Source organism: Pseudomonas gessardii, from assembly GCF_001983165.1.
GTDB lineage: Bacteria > Pseudomonadota > Gammaproteobacteria > Pseudomonadales > Pseudomonadaceae > Aquipseudomonas > Aquipseudomonas gessardii.
Window position 1 is genome coordinate 1 of sequence record NZ_MNPU01000024.1, and the last position, 15,863, is coordinate 15,863.

The 15,863-nt window shown below is 60.7% G+C and carries 16 protein-coding genes and 1 other RNA gene; 5 read left to right on the plus strand and 12 right to left on the minus strand.

The genetic code is table 11. The features are described from left to right. Positions 1–232: 232 nt before the first annotated feature. Together ubiD and BLL38_RS17180 are read left to right on the plus strand one after the other, a co-directional pair. Complete coding sequence (ubiD, locus tag BLL38_RS17175) at positions 233–1,699, plus strand: 4-hydroxy-3-polyprenylbenzoate decarboxylase (RefSeq protein ID WP_076963617.1); 1,467 nt, start codon at positions 233–235, stop codon at positions 1,697–1,699. Continuing rightward, positions 1,699–2,667, plus strand: a complete 969-nt coding sequence (locus BLL38_RS17180; protein ID WP_076963618.1) for a CDP-6-deoxy-delta-3,4-glucoseen reductase — start codon at positions 1,699–1,701, stop codon at positions 2,665–2,667. The genes ubiD and BLL38_RS17180 overlap by 1 nt, the downstream gene beginning before the upstream one ends. Before the next feature lie 369 nt (positions 2,668–3,036). Here BLL38_RS17180 and BLL38_RS17185 read toward each other — a convergent pair whose 3' ends face one another. Further along, positions 3,037–3,510 carry a sn-glycerol-3-phosphate transporter gene (locus BLL38_RS17185; protein WP_076963619.1) on the minus strand — a complete coding sequence of 158 codons (474 nt, stop codon included), beginning with the start codon at positions 3,508–3,510 and terminating at the stop codon, positions 3,037–3,039. A gap of 219 nt (positions 3,511–3,729) precedes the next feature. On the opposite strand from BLL38_RS17185, the gene BLL38_RS17190 reads away from it, so the two are divergent. Next, positions 3,730–4,395, plus strand: coding sequence for a gamma-glutamylcyclotransferase (locus tag BLL38_RS17190; RefSeq protein WP_076963620.1), 666 nt, complete (start codon positions 3,730–3,732; stop codon positions 4,393–4,395). Here the strand turns inward: BLL38_RS17190 and glpT are convergent. Together glpT and BLL38_RS17205 are read right to left on the minus strand one after the other, a co-directional pair. After that, positions 4,379–5,716 (minus strand): glycerol-3-phosphate transporter, encoded by a 1,338-nt coding sequence (glpT, locus tag BLL38_RS17195; protein WP_029289546.1) that lies wholly within the window; start codon positions 5,714–5,716, stop codon positions 4,379–4,381. The genes BLL38_RS17190 and glpT overlap by 17 nt on opposite strands. Positions 5,717–6,501: 785 nt before the next feature. After that, the gene (locus BLL38_RS17205) at positions 6,502–7,482 is read right to left on the minus strand and encodes an NADPH:quinone oxidoreductase family protein (RefSeq protein WP_076963621.1); all 981 of its coding nucleotides are present in this window, start codon (positions 7,480–7,482) and stop codon (positions 6,502–6,504) included. A gap of 149 nt (positions 7,483–7,631) precedes the next feature. Here BLL38_RS17205 and BLL38_RS17210 point away from each other — a divergent pair, with 149 nt between their 5' ends. Next, positions 7,632–8,039 (plus strand): flagellar basal body-associated protein FliL, encoded by a 408-nt coding sequence (locus BLL38_RS17210; RefSeq protein ID WP_076963622.1) that lies wholly within the window; start codon positions 7,632–7,634, stop codon positions 8,037–8,039. A 67-nt stretch (positions 8,040–8,106) separates the two neighbouring features. Here BLL38_RS17210 and BLL38_RS30630 read toward each other — a convergent pair whose 3' ends face one another. The 5 genes from BLL38_RS30630 to BLL38_RS17230 all read right to left on the minus strand — a co-directional run bounded on the left by BLL38_RS30630 (position 8,107) and on the right by BLL38_RS17230 (position 14,042). Next, entirely contained in the window at positions 8,107–8,523 is a 417-nt protein-coding gene (locus tag BLL38_RS30630) for a hypothetical protein (RefSeq protein WP_130898241.1), read from the minus strand. A gap of 185 nt (positions 8,524–8,708) precedes the next feature. Then, positions 8,709–9,827 (minus strand): ABC transporter permease, encoded by a 1,119-nt coding sequence (locus BLL38_RS17215; protein WP_076963623.1) that lies wholly within the window; start codon positions 9,825–9,827, stop codon positions 8,709–8,711. Further along, positions 9,827–12,544, minus strand: a complete 2,718-nt coding sequence (gene rbbA / locus BLL38_RS17220) for a ribosome-associated ATPase/putative transporter RbbA (RefSeq protein WP_076963624.1) — start codon at positions 12,542–12,544, stop codon at positions 9,827–9,829. The genes BLL38_RS17215 and rbbA overlap by 1 nt, the downstream gene beginning before the upstream one ends. Further along, positions 12,541–13,506 (minus strand): HlyD family secretion protein, encoded by a 966-nt coding sequence (locus BLL38_RS17225; protein ID WP_076963625.1) that lies wholly within the window; start codon positions 13,504–13,506, stop codon positions 12,541–12,543. The genes rbbA and BLL38_RS17225 overlap by 4 nt, the downstream gene beginning before the upstream one ends. Positions 13,507–13,592: 86 nt before the next feature. Continuing rightward, positions 13,593–14,042, minus strand: a complete 450-nt coding sequence (locus BLL38_RS17230) for an EVE domain-containing protein (RefSeq protein WP_076963626.1) — start codon at positions 14,040–14,042, stop codon at positions 13,593–13,595. 195 nt (positions 14,043–14,237) lie between these two features. Here BLL38_RS17230 and BLL38_RS31125 point away from each other — a divergent pair, with 195 nt between their 5' ends. Continuing rightward, positions 14,238–14,387, plus strand: a complete 150-nt coding sequence (locus BLL38_RS31125) for a hypothetical protein (protein WP_090412884.1) — start codon at positions 14,238–14,240, stop codon at positions 14,385–14,387. Positions 14,388–14,389: 2 nt separating this feature from the next. On the opposite strand, the gene BLL38_RS17235 is transcribed toward BLL38_RS31125, so the two are convergent. From BLL38_RS17235 to BLL38_RS17250, 4 genes are all read right to left on the minus strand, one after another. Then, complete coding sequence (locus BLL38_RS17235) at positions 14,390–15,025, minus strand: 5-formyltetrahydrofolate cyclo-ligase (RefSeq protein WP_076963627.1); 636 nt, start codon at positions 15,023–15,025, stop codon at positions 14,390–14,392. A 57-nt stretch (positions 15,026–15,082) separates the two neighbouring features. Further along, positions 15,083–15,261, minus strand: a non-coding RNA gene (ssrS, locus tag BLL38_RS17240) — 6S RNA. Positions 15,262–15,291: 30 nt separating this feature from the next. Further along, positions 15,292–15,609 carry a cell division protein ZapA gene (locus tag BLL38_RS17245; RefSeq protein WP_076963628.1) on the minus strand — a complete coding sequence of 106 codons (318 nt, stop codon included), beginning with the start codon at positions 15,607–15,609 and terminating at the stop codon, positions 15,292–15,294. Then, on the minus strand, positions 15,606–15,815 hold the full coding sequence (locus BLL38_RS17250; RefSeq protein ID WP_007982902.1) for a TIGR02449 family protein: 210 nt from the start codon (positions 15,813–15,815) through the stop codon (positions 15,606–15,608). Before BLL38_RS17250 ends, BLL38_RS17245 begins: the two co-directional genes overlap by 4 nt. Positions 15,816–15,863 lie beyond the last annotated feature (48 nt).

Consider the following 15,863-nt stretch of genomic DNA (forward strand, 5'->3'; position numbering starts at 1 on the left):
GCCTCGGGCTGGTCTCGATACTGGATACGATAAACCGACTTAACCGTATAACCTGAACCGCCGTATACGGAACCGTACGTACGGTGGTGTGAGAGGACGGCGGATGTGAATCCGCCTCCTACTCGATCCCGGGATTTTTAACGACACCTGGCGGGTAATTGCGCCTCGATAAGGCTGCCAGCGGCCCTCAGAGCAGGTAGGATGTACGCCTATTTTACGGGTGGCATGGTTAATGAAATTCAAGGATCTTCGGGATTTCGTGCAGCAACTTGAGCAGCGCGGAGAGTTGAAACGTATTCAGGTGCCGGTGTCCCCGGTCCTGGAAATGACTGAGATTTGCGACCGCACCTTGCGCAACAAGGGCCCGGCGCTGCTGTTCGAGAACCCCACAGGCTTTGATATCCCGGTGCTCGGCAACCTGTTCGGCACACCCGACCGGGTAGCGTTCGGCATGGGCGCCGAGTCGGTCAGCGAACTGCGCGAAATCGGCAAGCTACTGGCCTTCCTCAAGGAGCCCGAGCCGCCCAAGGGCCTCAAGGATGCGTGGTCGAAGCTGCCGATCTTCCGCAAGATCATTGCCATGGCGCCCAAGGTGGTCAAGGACGCGGTCTGCCAGGAAGTGGTCATCGAAGGCGATGATGTCGACCTGGCGATGCTCCCGGTGCAGACCTGCTGGCCCGGCGACGTCGGCCCGCTGATCACCTGGGGCCTGACCGTCACCAAGGGCCCGAACAAGGACCGCCAGAACCTCGGCATCTACCGTCAGCAAGTGATTGGCCGCAACAAGGTGATCATGCGCTGGCTGAGCCACCGTGGCGGCGCCCTGGATTACCGCGAGTGGTGCGAGAAGCACCCGGGCCAGCCGTTCCCGGTCTCCGTGGCCCTGGGCGCCGACCCGGCGACGATCCTCGGCGCCGTGACGCCGGTGCCCGACAGCTTGTCCGAATACGCCTTTGCCGGCCTGCTGCGCGGCAACCGTACCGAGCTGGTGAAGTGCCGTGGCAACGACCTGCAAGTACCGGCCACCGCCGAAATCATCCTCGAAGGCGTGATTCATCCGGGTGAGATGGCCGATGAAGGCCCGTATGGCGACCACACCGGCTACTACAATGAAGTCGACAGCTTCCCGGTGTTCACCGTCGAGCGCATCACCCACCGGATCAAGCCGATCTACCACAGCACCTACACCGGCCGCCCGCCTGATGAGCCGGCGATCCTCGGCGTGGCGCTGAACGAGGTGTTCGTGCCGATCCTGCAGAAGCAGTTCCCGGAAATCACCGACTTCTACCTGCCGCCGGAAGGCTGCTCGTACCGCATGGCCATCGTGACCATGAAGAAGTCGTACCCGGGCCATGCCAAGCGCGTGATGCTCGGTGTGTGGTCGTTTTTGCGACAGTTCATGTACACCAAGTTCGTTATTGTCACCGACGACGACATCAACGCCCGGGACTGGAACGACGTGATCTGGGCTATCACCACGCGCATGGACCCCAAGCGCGACACGGTGATGATCGATAACACGCCCATCGACTACCTCGACTTTGCCTCGCCGGTGTCGGGCCTGGGCTCGAAGATGGGCCTGGATGCCACCCATAAATGGCCGGGTGAAACCACCCGCGAGTGGGGCCGGGTGATCGTCAAGGATGAAGCGGTGACGGCGCGTGTCGATGCGATGTGGAAAGAATTGGGAATAGATTGATGCGTGTAACCCTGCAACCTTCCGGTGCGGTCCTCGACTTGCAGCCGGGTGAGCGGATTCTTGAAGGTGCGCGGCGCCTGGGCTATGAATGCCCCCAGGCGTGTCGTAATGGAGTGTGTCACGTGTGTGCGGCGCTGCTGGTCGAGGGCCGGGTGCAGCAAGCCGGTGAGGTACGCGATCATGGCGAGTTCTACACCTGCATCGCCGAACCGCTGGAAGATTGCATCGTGCTGTGGGATGGCGTGCTGGCGCCGGGCGAGTTGCCGGTGCGCCAGCTTGCCTGCCAGTTGAGCGAATGCGTGGAGCTGGGGGGCGATGTGTGGCGCGTGCGCCTGCGGGCCCCGGCTGGCAAAGCGCTGCGTTACCACGCGGGCCAGTACCTGATGATCGAGCGCGAAAACGGCGAGAAATCGGCGTTTTCCCTGGCGTCGGCACCCCATGCCGGGCGCGAGCTGGAGCTGCATGTGCTGGTGCGCGAAGACAGCGCCCGCAGCCTGATCGAGCAGTTGCAGCGTAACCGGATGGCGCGGGTCGAACTGCCATTTGGCGATACCCACCTGGCCGAGCTACCCGACGGTCCGCTGGTGCTGATCGCGGCTGGCACCGGTATGGCGCAGATGCACAGCCTGATCGAACACTGCCGGGCCAGCGGTTTCAAGCACCCGGTGCATCTGTACTGGGGCGTGCGTCGTCCCGATGACTTCTACCAGGTCGAGCACTGGGAGCAGTGGCAGCAACTGCCCAACCTGTTCCTGCACAAAGTGGTCAGCGACCTGTGCGGGTGGGAAGGGCGTTGTGGCTTGTTGCATGAAGCGGTGTGCGAAGACATCACCGACCTCAAGGCCGTGCATGTCTACGCCAGCGGCTCGCCGGCGATGATCTATGGCACGCTGGATGCGCTGGTACATGCCGGGATGGATGCGCACCAGATGCGCGCTGACGTATTTGCCTACGCCCCCCGCGCCTGAGACGCCGCTCAAACTGTGGGAGCGGGCTTGCCCGCGATAGCGGTGTATCAGTCACCGACGATATTGACTGAACCAACGCTATCGCGGGCAAGCCCTAATGCCAGTCAGTTAAGCCTTTTTGTAGGAGCGAGCTTGCTCGCGAAGAACTTGAGAGCGCCGCGTTTACCTAGCAAACACGCGTTATCGTTGACGTCCTTCGCGAGCAAGCTCGCTCCTACAGAAAGCAGAATCCGCTTAACTGACTGGCATTAGGGCAAGCCCGCTCCCACAGGGGATCTGCGCATGGCAGGGAATTTTGGTACCGCCACAAATCAAATATGTGAGCGGGCAAGCTCCCACATTGGATTGTGTCTACTCAGGTGTGCGGCGTCAGAAGCGCACGCCCGTGGTCACCATCGCCGCATTGAACCCCAGCAACACAAACTCCGCCGCCACCGGTCCGTAGTAGGCACCCACCGACGGAATGATCACTGGCGCTACGCCGTAGCGGTTCAGCGGGATCTTGTCGCGGTATTGGCCGCGATAGCCCTGGATTGCGCCGCCGGTCAGCTTCAGATACACCGGATAGTCGGCCATGTCATAGCGCTTGCCCGCATAGGCGTAATACGAGCGCTGGCGAAACGAGTTGCGAAAGGTCGCACCGCCATACACCCACCCCGAAGCGTCATTGCGCTCCAGGCCGATCAGGTCTTGATGGTTGTTGTGCTCGGGATCCGGTGCAAAGTGCCGGGTGTAGACGCTGGTCTGGGCGTACCAGAAGCCTTTGTCGTCGTTGGGCGCTTCGGCGGCCAGGGCGGTGGTGGCCTGCGCCAGGAGCAGCAGGCCGGAAAGTCGGTTTTTCATGGGGCGACCTCGATAGTCGGTAGATGCGCGACAAAGTGGGTCGTGACGCGGGTCTATTTTGCGGGCAGGCCGCCGATAAAGGCTGAACGGACGCTGAAAATTGCGGCGTTTTCCGGGCTCATCCACTAGCACTTTTTCGCCTTACGCTTACAGCGGCGCGTTCTATTACGGTAAAGTCGCCTATAACTGGTAAGGCACAGGAGACCTAAGCGATCTGCCATGACCGTTATTGAATCCGAACTTCTGCAATTGGCTTACCCGCCGCGGCTCGATCTGGGGCCGCAACTCACTCACGAACAATTGATGAGCTCGATGCAGGCCACCATGGGGCTGCACAAGGGTGGGCCGGTCTGGCTGTTTGCGTATGGTTCGCTGATCTGGCGCCCTGAATGTTCGGCAGCCCAGCGCGTGCGTGCACGGGTCCATGGGTATCACCGGGGTCTGTACCTGTGGTCCCACGAGCACCGGGGCACGCCGGAGTTACCGGGGCTGGTGTTTGGCCTGGATCGTGGCGGCTCGTGCAGCGGTTTTGCCTATCGCCTGCCGGAGGATCAACTGGAGGCCTCGCTCTATGCCTTGTGGCAGCGCGAGATGCCTTACCCGTCCTATCGGCCCCACTGGCTCAGTTGCCGGCTTGAAGACGGCAGCCAGGTGCAGGCATTGGGTTTTGTGCTGGAGCGGCACCTGCCCAGCTATGCCGGCAACTTGCCCGACAGCGTGCTGAACCAGGTCTTTGCCTGTGCTTGCGGGCGTTACGGCACCACTCGCGATTATGTCGAGCAGACCGTCAACGCCCTGCGTAGCCACGCCATGCCAGACAAGAATCTGGAGGCGCGGCTCAAGCGATGTGCCAAAGGCGTCGCGGCGATTAACGCGCCGAGCTGACGCTATTGGTGTGCCACAGGGTGGGGATCAGGAACGCGATGGCCAACAGGCACGCGCCGATCAGCAGCACAAAGCCGCCGTCCCAGCCGAAGTGGTCCACGGTGTAGCCCATGGCCGCACTGGCGGCTACCGAACCGCCCAGGTAACCGAACAGACCGGTAAAGCCTGCTGCCGTACCTGCGGCTTTCTTCGGCGCCAGTTCCAGGGCCTGCAGGCCGATCAGCATCACCGGGCCGTAGATCAAAAAGCCAATGGAGAACAGCGCGATCATGTCGACCATCGGGTTGCCCGGCGGGTTGAGCCAGTACACCAGGGTCGCCACGGTCACCAGGGCCATGAACACAATGCCGGTCAGGCCACGGTTGCCACGGAAGATCTTGTCCGACATCCAGCCGCACAGCAGCGTGCCGGGGATCCCCGCCCACTCGTAGAAGAAGTACGCCCACGACGATTTATCGACGGTGAAGTGCTTGGCTTCCTTGAGGTAGGTCGGTGCCCAGTCCAGCACGCCATAACGCAGCAGGTAGACGAACACGTTGGCGAAGGCGATGTACCACAGCATCTTGTTGCGCAGCACGTACTTGACGAAGATTTCCTTGGCGCTGAATTCGTCTTCGTGGCTGTCGTCGTAGCCTTCCGGGTAGTCGTTCTTGTACTTCTCGATCGGCGGCAAGCCTACCGACTGCGGGGTGTCACGCATGGTGATAAAGGCAAAGGCCGCCACTGCCAAGGCCACCGTTGCCGGCACATAGAACGCTGCGTGCCAGTCGTTGAACCAGGCCATGCCCAACAGGAATAGCGGGCCGATCAGGCCGCCGCCGACGTTATGCGCCACGTTCCACACCGACACCACGCCGCCGCGTTCTTTCTGCGACCACCAGTGCACCATGGTCCGTCCACTCGGCGGCCAGCCCATGCCCTGGGCCCAGCCGTTGATGAACAGCAGAATGAACATCATGGTCACGCTGGACGTTGCCCAAGGCGCGAAACCGAAAATGAACATCACCCCGGCCGATACCAGCAAGCCAAAGGGCAGGAAGTAGCGCGGGTTGGAGCGGTCGGACACCAGGCCCATGAGGAACTTGGACAGGCCGTAGGCAATCGCGATCGCCGACATGGCCAGGCCCAGCTGACCACGGGTGTAACCCTCGTCGATCAGGTACGGCATGGCCAGGGAGAAGTTCTTGCGCAGCAGGTAGTAACCCGCGTAGCCAAAGAAAATACCGGCGAAGATCTGCCAGCGCAGTCGTCGGTAGGTACTGTCGATCTTTTCTTCAGGCAGGGGTGCCTGATGAGGGGCAGGACGAAAGAAAGCAAACATTCAAGAGCTCCAAATTTCTTGTTTTGACTGCGGATGCGAATGTTACAGTTTCGTTACCGAAAATAGCATCGCCTCTTATCTGCAAACACAGGAAACTGGAGTAATTGCATGTTCTTTTACGAACATGTCGCTAATAGATAAATTTGGGTCGTGATCAGATTCCTCAGAACACCGCAGATCAAATGTAGGAGCTGGCTTGCCTGCGATAGCGGTGGATCAGTCACGAAAGATGTAGCTGACCCACCGCTATCGCAGCATAGGTATCTACACAACTCTCTTTTGGGTATGAGTACATATCCATTGCTGCGGTAACGGCCACTTAGGGTTCCGCCCTGACGGCGGGTCACTTTGGAAAAGCCCCAAAGTAACCAAAGGGCTCTTGCCCCACCACTCGGCACCTCGCCTAGGCTCGGTGTACCCGTCATCCGACATTGATTTGGGGGGCCGCCGCGATGGGCCATCCATGGCCCAGCGCGGCTAAACCGGCGTCCTGCCGGTTTACCCCCCAAATCAATATCGGATGACGGCCAGCGTGGTTTAACGGGGCGCCTAAGATCAAAATCACAAGCAAAGCGAGGCGGCCTGACAGCCGACCTGATCCTTGAAGCGTACGCGTACCCCTGTGGGAGCGGGCTTGCCCGCGATGGCGGTGTATCAGTCGATAAATACGTTGGCTGACTGGCCGCCATCGCAATAATGGATATGTACACAGACCGAGAAGAGAGTTGTGTAGATACCTATGGCTATCGCAGGCAAGCCTGCTCCCACATTGACCGCATTTCAAATCACTGGCGGACTTGCACGACCACCTTGCCCACCGCCCTGCGTTGCCCCAGGTCATTGATCGCCTGCGCCGCGTTGTCCAGCGGATACACCTGCGACACCAGCGGCTTCAACTTCCCCTCGGCATACCAACCAAACAGCTGCTGGAAATTCGCCGCATTCTCCTGCGGCTGGCGCTGGGCAAACGCACCCCAGAACACCCCGACCACCGCCGCGCCCTTGAGCAGCGCCAGGTTCACCGGCAATTCAGGGATGCGCCCGCTGGCAAACCCCACCACCAGCAGCCGGCCGTTCCAGGCAATGGCGCGAATGGCCTGGTCAAACAGATCGCCGCCCACCGGGTCGTAGATCACGTCGGCACCGTTGCCGTCGGTCAGGCGCTTGATTTCATCCTTGAGGTTGCTTTCGCTGTAGTTGATCAATTCATCGGCACCCGCCGCCTTGGCCACGGCCAGCTTGTCGGCGCTGCTGGCGGCGGCGATCACCCGGGCGCCCATGGCCTTGCCGATTTCCACGGCGGCCAGGCCCACGCCACCGGACGCGCCCAGCACCAACAGGGTCTCGCCGGCCGCCAGGTGGCCACGCTGCTTGAGGGCGTGCATCGAGGTGCCGTAGGTCATGCTGAAGGCGGCGGCGGTGTTGAAGTCCATGCTAGGCGGGATCGGCAATACGTTATAGCCCGGCACCGCGACCTGCTCGGCAAAGCTGCCCCAACCGGTCAACGCCATGACCCGGTCGCCGACCTTCAGGTGGCTGACCTTTTCCCCGACTTCGCTGACCACCCCTGCCGCTTCGCCACCCGGCGAGAACGGGAAGGGTGGCTTGAACTGGTACTTGCCCTCGATGATCAGCGTGTCCGGGAAATTCACCCCGGCGGCATGCACCTCCAGCAGGATCTCGTTCTTCTTGATCGCCGGGCTTTCGACGTCTTCCAACACCAGGGTTTCGGCAGGGCCGAAGGCTTTGCACAGCACGGCTTTCATCGGACTATTCCTTTTGGCGTATTGGCCGATAAGTGTAGGTGGGTCAGGTCATGGGTCAACGAGCATGCCCCGGCCTGATAAGTCGCCATAAGCTTGTGCTCTGCCTTGCTAGCGTTATGCTACTGGCAACCGAATGTGAGGAATGAACTGTGAAAGCGTGGATCCTGTTGATGCTGGCCCTGACGTTGCCGATGGCAGCCCATGCCGAAGAAGCCAAGGAAGGCGAAGCGCCGAAGGTCAGCTACTACAGCCTGACCCCGCCCTTTGTCGGCAACTACGCCCTGGACGGCGGCCCGAAACTGCGGGTGTACAAGGCCGATGTGGCCCTGCGCGTGACCGGCACGGAAGCGGCGGCGGCGATCAAGGCCAATGAGCCGTTGATCCGTAATCAACTGGTGGCGCTGTTTACCCAGCAGACTGTCGAGAGTATGGGCAGTGTTGAGGGCAAAGAGAAATTGCGTCAGGAAGCATTGAAGCAGGCTCAGCAAGTGATGAATGATGAGACGGGCAAGCCAGTGGTTGAGGACTTATTATTTAATAACTTGATTATTCAGTAAGCATCGATTGGCGAAGCCTGCGGCTTTCCAGGAAAGCCGCAGGTTAGTTTTTATGTGGTTGGACTAATTATCTGAATACAATAACTTTCCTGTCAGACAGGGGGTTGCCGCCATGATCGATATGGAAGCGGAAGTCAAATACAACAGCCATTCCTGGAGAGTAATAATTTGTTTCGGCTGACGAGGGCCAATTAACCCAGCCAGCATTTCGCACTGGTACTATAGCCAATATTGGTCCGCTGTGAGTCAAAATTTCAAATCTTGGGTCCTTATCCCCGAGCGATCCGGTGAAATTATATTTTCGGGTTGTGATGATAAATTTACTTCCGGCAATGGTGTACTCGAGTTCTATATAGCCCTTGAATCCCCAGAGAGAGTATTCACCTGTTACGGTCATTATTCCCGTGGGGTTGTTTTTGTCGATAGTGACGATTGTAGTGTTGCCACACTCGCATTGTCTGGATGCTGTTGTCTCGGTGCTCATAACCATTCTCCCTGAAGTGCTGAGTGCAAAAGGTCACCAACGTTTTGCTATTTTGTTGGTGGCTATTACGTCTTTAAGTAAACATTCTGGGGAGCGAGTCTTCTACTGTTATAAATGACAGTTATTTATATTGTTTTTCAGTATTTAAATTTTTTTTATAGCCAATGATTCTTTAGATATTTATCTCAAGAGGCAAGGCTCTTCCTAAACCGCGCCAACGCCACCGCAAAAAACACCAACCCAATCCCCGCCAGCGCCAGTAAATCCGGCCACACCACACTCACCCCGGCATCGCGAAACAGAATCGCCGCACTCAAGCTCACAAAATGCGTCGACGGCGAGCCCTGCATCACCCATTGCAACCATTCGGGCATGCTGTCCAGCGGCGTACTGCCGCCTGACAACAGCAACATCGGAATAATCACCGGGATCGCCAACAAGCCAAACTGCGGCGTCGAGCGGGCGAGGGTGGCGAGGAAGATGCCCAGGGCGGTGCTGGCAAACAGGTACAGCGCCGTCACCAGCAGGAACAGGCTCAACGAGCCGGCCAGCGGCACGCCGAGCAGGCCCTTGACCACCACTTCCAGCGACAGCCAGGTACACAGCACCACCACCAGCATGTTGCTCCAGATTTTTGCCAGCATGATTTCCAGGGCGGTCAGTGGCAGTACCAGCAAATGGTCGAGGGTGCCGTGCTCACGTTCGCGCAGCAGGGCGGTGCCGGTCAGGACGATGGCGAGGATGGTGATGTTATTGACAATCTGGATCACCGCCAGGAACCAGCCACCTTCCAGGTTGGTATTGAACAGCGCCCGGGTGGTCAGCGCCGCCGGTGCCCGTTGACTGGCATCCGCCTGGCCGCTGTAGGTCAGCAGCTCGCGCTGGAAAATCCGCCCGATATAGCCGGCGCCCATAAAGGCCTGGCTCATGGCCGTGGCATCCACATTGACCTGCACGCTCGGCTGGCGGCCGGCCAGCAGGTCGGCCTGGAAATTGGCCGGCACGTTGATCACGAAGGTGTACTGGCCGCTGTCCATCACCTTGTCCAGTTGGTCGTAGGCCAGTGGCACGGCGGGCTGGAATTCCGGGGGTTGCAGGGCTTCGGCCAACTGGCGTGACAATTGGCCATGGTCTTCATCGACAAAGGCCACGCTGGCGTTATGCACGCCAATCACCGAGCCGGCCGCTGGCATATAGATGGCGACGGTGAAGGCATAGAACAGAAACAGCAGCAACACGCTGTCGTGACGCAGGCTGGTGAGTTCTTTGAGCCCCAGGCGCAGGATATGGGCGAACTTATGCATCAGGCCTCCTGCTTCTTGAGCATGACCAGGCTCAGCCCGGTGAACCCCAGGAAAAATCCGAACAGCGCCAGGCACTGTGGCCACAGTTGGCGCAGGTCCAGGGCTTTGGTGAAGGTGCCGACGGCCACATCCAGGAAATAGCCAGCGGGAAACAGTATACCCATCAGCGCGGCCGCGCCTTCCAGGGACGAGCGCGGCACGATCAACCCGGAGAACTGGATGGTCGGCAGGCTGGTGATGATCATGGTGCCGAGGATCGCCGCGATCTGGGTGCGGGTGAACGCGGAAATCAGCAGGCCCATGCTGGTGGTGGCCAGCACATACAGCAGGCCGCCAAACGCCAGGGTCACGCCACTGCCCTTGAACGGCACGCCGAACAGCCAGCGGTTCATCGCCACCAGCAAGGCCAGGTTGATCAGGCTGATGACCAGGTACGGCGCCTGTTTGCCCAGGAGAAACTCCAGGCGGGTCAGCGGTGTGGCATAAAAGTTGGTGATCGAGCCCAGTTCCTTCTCGCGCACGATGCCCAGGGCGGTGAGCATGGCCGGGATAAACGCCAGGATCAGCGCCATCACGCCCGGGCCGATGGCATTGACGCTGACCACGTCCTGGTTATAGCGAAAGCGCGTTTCCAGTTTGGCGGCGGCGGGGCGGGTTTGCGGTGTGCTGCTGAGTTCGGCCAACTGCTGCAGATTTTCCTGATGCACAGCCTCGACATAGTTGCGGCTGGTCTCGGCGCGAAACGGCATGCCGCCATCGAGCCAGGCGGCCACCGCCGGTTGGCGCCCGGCGTACAGGTCGCGGCCAAAGCCCGGGGGGATTTCCAGGGCCAGTTTGATTTCCGAACGTTGCAGGCGCCGGTGCAACTCGGCCGAATCGCTGATCGGTGGCTGTTCGGCGAAGTAGCGCGAACTGCGGAAGGCCTCCAGGTAAGCGCGGCTTTGCGGCGTCTGGTCCTGGTCGTACACGGCGAAGGCGAGCTTCTCTACGTCCAGGGAAATGCCGTAGCCGAAGATCACCATCATGAAAATCGCCCCGAGCAGAGCAAAGGCCATGCGCACTTTGTCGCGCAGCAGTTCCTTGCCTTCGCGACTGGCCACCGCCAGCAGGCGCGCCAGGCTGAAGCCGCGTTTGCTGACCGGCGGCGTGCTCGGTGTGCTGACGGTTGCGCTGGGCGCGGCGGCTTCCGGGGCCTCCTGGGCTTGCTCCAGGCAGGTGACAAACGCGGCTTCCAGGGTCTCGCCGTGGAATTGCTGTTGCAGAGCGTCCGGGGTGTCGCAGGCCAGCACCTTGCCGGCGTGCATCAACGAGATGCGGTCGCAGCGCTGGGCTTCGTTCATAAAGTGGGTGGAGAGGAAAATCGTCACCCCTTGCTCGCGGGACAGCTCCACCAGCAAACGCCAGAAATCGTCGCGCGCGGCGGGGTCCACGCCGGACGTGGGTTCGTCGAGGATCAGCACTTCCGGGCGATGCAGCACCGCCACGGCCAGGGACAGGCGCTGGCGCAAACCCAGGGGCAGTTCGCCGGAGGGCTGTTCGGCGATTTCGCCCAGGTCAAAGCGTTGGATCAGTTCCTCAATGCGCGGCCCACTGTCGGCCTTGGGCAGGTCGAACAACTGTGCGTGCAGCACCAGGTTCTGGCGCACGCTGAGTTCGCCGTACAGCGAGAAACTCTGGGACATGAAGCCCACGCGCTTGCGGGTCGCCAGGTCCTTGGCATTCACCGGGTTGCCCAGCAGTGTGGCGCTGCCTTCACTGGCCGGCATCAGCCCGGTGAGGACTTTCATGGTGGTGGTCTTGCCGCAGCCGTTGGAGCCGAGAAAGCCGAAGATCTCGCCACGGCCAATGGCGAAGCTGACTTTGTTGACAGCGGTGAAGTCGCCAAAGCGCAGGGTCAGGTCGTGGGCTTCGATGGCGATATCGGTGTTGTCGTGTGCCCGAGGGGGGATCACCAGCGGCTGGTTGTTGTGCGCGCTGTCGCCCTGGAAATGGGTGAAGGCTTCATCCAGCTTGCCACTGGGCGTAACAGCAGCCAGGTCACGGCTCAGGCCATCGGCAATCAGCTTGCCGCGGTCGAGCATCAGGCAGTGCTCGAACTGCTCGGCTTCTTCCATGTAGGCCGTGGCCACCAGCAGCGTCAGTTGCGGGCGCTCGCTGCGTACGGTTTCTACCAACTCCCAGAAACGTCGGCGTGATAGCGGGTCGACGCCGGTCGTGGGCTCATCAAGGATCAGCAAGTCCGGGTCATGGATCAGCGCGCAGCACAGCCCCAGTTTCTGCTTCATCCCGCCCGACAGCTTGCCGGCTGGGCGGTCGGCGAAACGTGCCAGGTCGGTGGCCAGCAGCAGGTTGTGCATGCGCTGCTCGCAATCGGCTTTGGACAGGCCAAACAGGGTGGCAAAAAACCGGATGTTTTCGCGGATGGACAGCTCGGGGTACAGGTTGCCGCCCAGGCCCTGGGGCATAAAGGCGATCAGCGGGTACAGGCTGTTGCGGTGGCGGCGGTCTTCGATGGAGCCGCCCAGCACCTGCAGGTCGCCGGCCTGCAGCTTTTTAACCCCGGCGATCAGGCCCAGCAGGCTCGACTTGCCCGCGCCATCCGGGCCGATCAGGCCGCAGCGGGTGCCGGCCGGCAGGCTGAAGGCAATGTCGAGCAGTGCCTGTTGCTTGCCGTAGCGGTGGTTGATGCCCGTGGCGTGCAGCGCCAGCCCGTTCATTGCAGGTTGGCCGGCCAGTCCAGGTCGGCAGTGCGCACGTAGCCGGCGCCGGGCATGCCGGGCTTGGCCTGGGGCACGGCGCTGGGTTGAGTCAGGCGCAGTTTGACGCGGAACACCAGTTTCTGGCGTTCGTCGCGGGTTTCCACTTCTTTGGGGGTGAACTGCGACTTGGCCGCAACAAAGCTGATTTTCGCCGGCAACGGCTGGTCCGGCAGGGCGTCGAGTACGATCCGCGCGTCACTGCCCACGGTCAGGCGGCCGGTGACGGAGGCGGGCAGGTAGAGGTTCATGTACTGGTCATTCGGATCGATCAGCAGCAACACCCGCCCGCCGGCCCCGAGCACTTCGCCAGGTTCGGCCAGGCGCAGCTGGATGATGCCGTCGATGGGCGCGCGCAGGCTGCTGTCCTCGATTTCGCTGGTCAGTTGCGCCACCTGGGCCTGGGCCGCACCGATGGCAGCCTTGACCGCATTGACCTGGGCCTGGGCGGCTACCACCGCTGCATTGCCGGTGTTCTGGCGTGCCTGTTGCTGGTCGATCAACTGCGCGCTGGCGAAGCCGCGGCGGTACAGCTCTTGGGTACGCTTGAGTTCCTGGCTGGCCAGCAGGTTTTCGCTCTGGCGCAGCTGCACATTGGCTTCGGCGGCGGCGAAGTTTTCCTTGGCCCGCAGCACTTCGGCCTCGGCCTGGGAGCGCTGGGCTTCCAGGGTGCGGGTGTCGATACGTGCCAGCAGTTGGCCCTTGAGCACCTTGTCGCCTTCATCGACCCGCACCTCGGCCAGGCGCCCGGGGACCTTGGTGGCGATCTGCACTTCGGTGGACTCCAGTCGGCCGTTGCCCATGCTCAACCCTTCCGGCAGGCGGTCGAGGGTGGACTTCCAGTAGCCGAAGCCGCCGGCGGCCACCAGCAACAGAATCAGGAGAAAAGCGAAGAAGTGCGAACTGCGATGGGGCGTCGACATGGGTGCATCCTGCGGTGTTAGCGTCCTAGTTTGCCGGGATCGTAACCGATAGCCGTTGATACCGGTCAAATGAATCCCTTTAGGCGTTAACGCAGGGCCATGACCGCCGCCCATTGCTCGGCCGTCACCGGCATCACCGACAAGCGACTGCCTTTTTGTACCAACGGCAATTCGGCCAGGGCGGTTTGTTGCTTGAGGTAGCCCAGCCCGAGGACTTTGGGGAAGGCCTCGACGTGGGCCACGGTGATGGCGCTCCACGGATTTTTTTCCGCTGTGGCCTTGGCATCGAAGTAATGGCTGTCGGGCTCCAGCGCCGTCGGGTCTGGATACGCTGCTTCGATGATTTTCCCTACACCGGCAATCCCCGGTTCCGGGCAACTGGAGTGGTAGAAGAAAAACGCGTCACCCACGGCCATGGCCCGCAGGAAGTTGCGCGCCTGGTAATTGCGCACGCCATCCCAGCGTGCTTCGCCGAGTTTTTCCAGGCCCTGGATGGACAACTCATCGGGCTCGGACTTCATCAGCCAATAGGCCATGGTTTTGCTCCTTTACAGGGGATTGGGCAGGTTGTGCGGCAACTTCATGACAAACCGACGGTCGGTTGACGTCAAGGTTTGCGTGTTGGTTCACGTTAACGCAGAATGCCGGGATTTTAAGCTTGACGCAGCTGGAACGGGCTACTTTGGAACGTTGCTGTCATCGTGTGTGATAGGCCTGAAGGGGGGCAATCGATGAAACGCAAACCGGATTTACTATGGATTTTGGTTATTTTGTTCGGTCTGGGCGTCGTGACCACCGGGTATGCGCAGAGCCTCTGGTCGAACAAGACCGAAGCGCCTGTTGAATTTGCACAGCAGCAGCCACAAACCTTCAAGCATTGATGCTATTTCGGCGCCGTTGATTGCAGCGGCGTTCCCTCTGCGACATACCACTTCCTGTCGGTCACGGTGCCATTCAGCGGCACGTCCCAGCTGGCCTGCGCCAGTCGCTCGACCTTCTGGCATTCATGGGCCAGCCCCAGTAGCGTCGGCTTGCGCCACGCCGAGCGGCGCGCCAGGTACGCCAGGCTACGATCGTAAAAACCGCCGCCCATGCCCAGCCGCCCACCCGCGTCATCAAAACCCACCAACGGCAGCAGCACCAGGTCCAGGGCCCAGACCTTGCGCTGGCGGCCGACATTGACCCGTGGCTCAAGAATGCCGAAGCGATTGGGCACAAGCTTTTCCCCGGGGCGCACGCGTTGGAACACCATCTTGGTCCGTGGCCAGGCACTGAGCACCGGCAGGTAGGTGGCCTTGCCCCGACGCTGGGCCGCGCGCAGCAGCAAGCGCGGATCGATTTCGCCATCCGTCGGCAGGTACAGGGAAATATGTTTGGCCCGGCAAAACAGCGGGTGCTGTGCCAGTTGCCGATACAAGCCAAGCGCTGCCTGGCGTTGCTCGCCTGGCGTGAGGGCGCGGCGGGCCTTGCGTAACATGCGTCGAAGGTGCGGACGGGAAAGCGGCGCAGGTTCGGTCATGGTGTTCGGCTCATAAAACAATGCCAGTCCGGGGACTGGCATTGAGTTTGGGAATTCAGGCTCCCCGACAGAACCGCTGTCGACTTAGCCCTTGAACCCGAAAGTTCAAGGTGGAAGAAGCAGTAGGCTTTAAGGCTTTCCGTCTAGCGGACATGCACACCAGCCCAACGTGCAACTTCCAGGGTAGTGCGAATCGGCTCAGGGACATCGCCGACTGGCAAGCACGCCAGGGAGTGAGGCGAGTATACCCCAAACAGGTCCGGCAATCAGCCTTTGGGTTGCTCTTGATCGTTGGAAAGGGCCAGGTCGACACGTTCCAGCAGGTCGCGTACTTGCTCGCGTGTCGAGCCGCTGGCCTGGACGTCAGGGCGTTCCTGCCTGTGCAGCAAATCGTGGGTAATGTTCAGCGCGGCCATCACGGCGATACGGTCGGCGCCGATGACTTTGCCGCTGCTGCGGATTTCACGCATCTTGCCATCCAGGTAGCGGGCGGCGCTCACCAGGTTGCTGCGCTCTTCCTGGGGGCAGATGATTGAATACTCTTTGTCGAGGATCTGCACGGTGACGCTATTGCTTGAACTCATGAGTCTTGCTCCAGGGCCTTCAGGCGCGAAATCATCGATTCGACCTTACGCCGGGCGATTTCGTTTTTTTCAATGAGGTGAGCGCGTTCCTCGCGCCAGGTCTTTTCCTGAGCTAATAGGAGTCCGTTTTGACTCTTTAGTTGCTCGACCCGGGTAATTAGCAATTCGAGTCTGGCCATCAGCGCTTGCAAGTCGGTGTCTTCCATGGGGTTCCACTGGATTTGTCTGATGAATGGCAACTGCAGGATAAACGA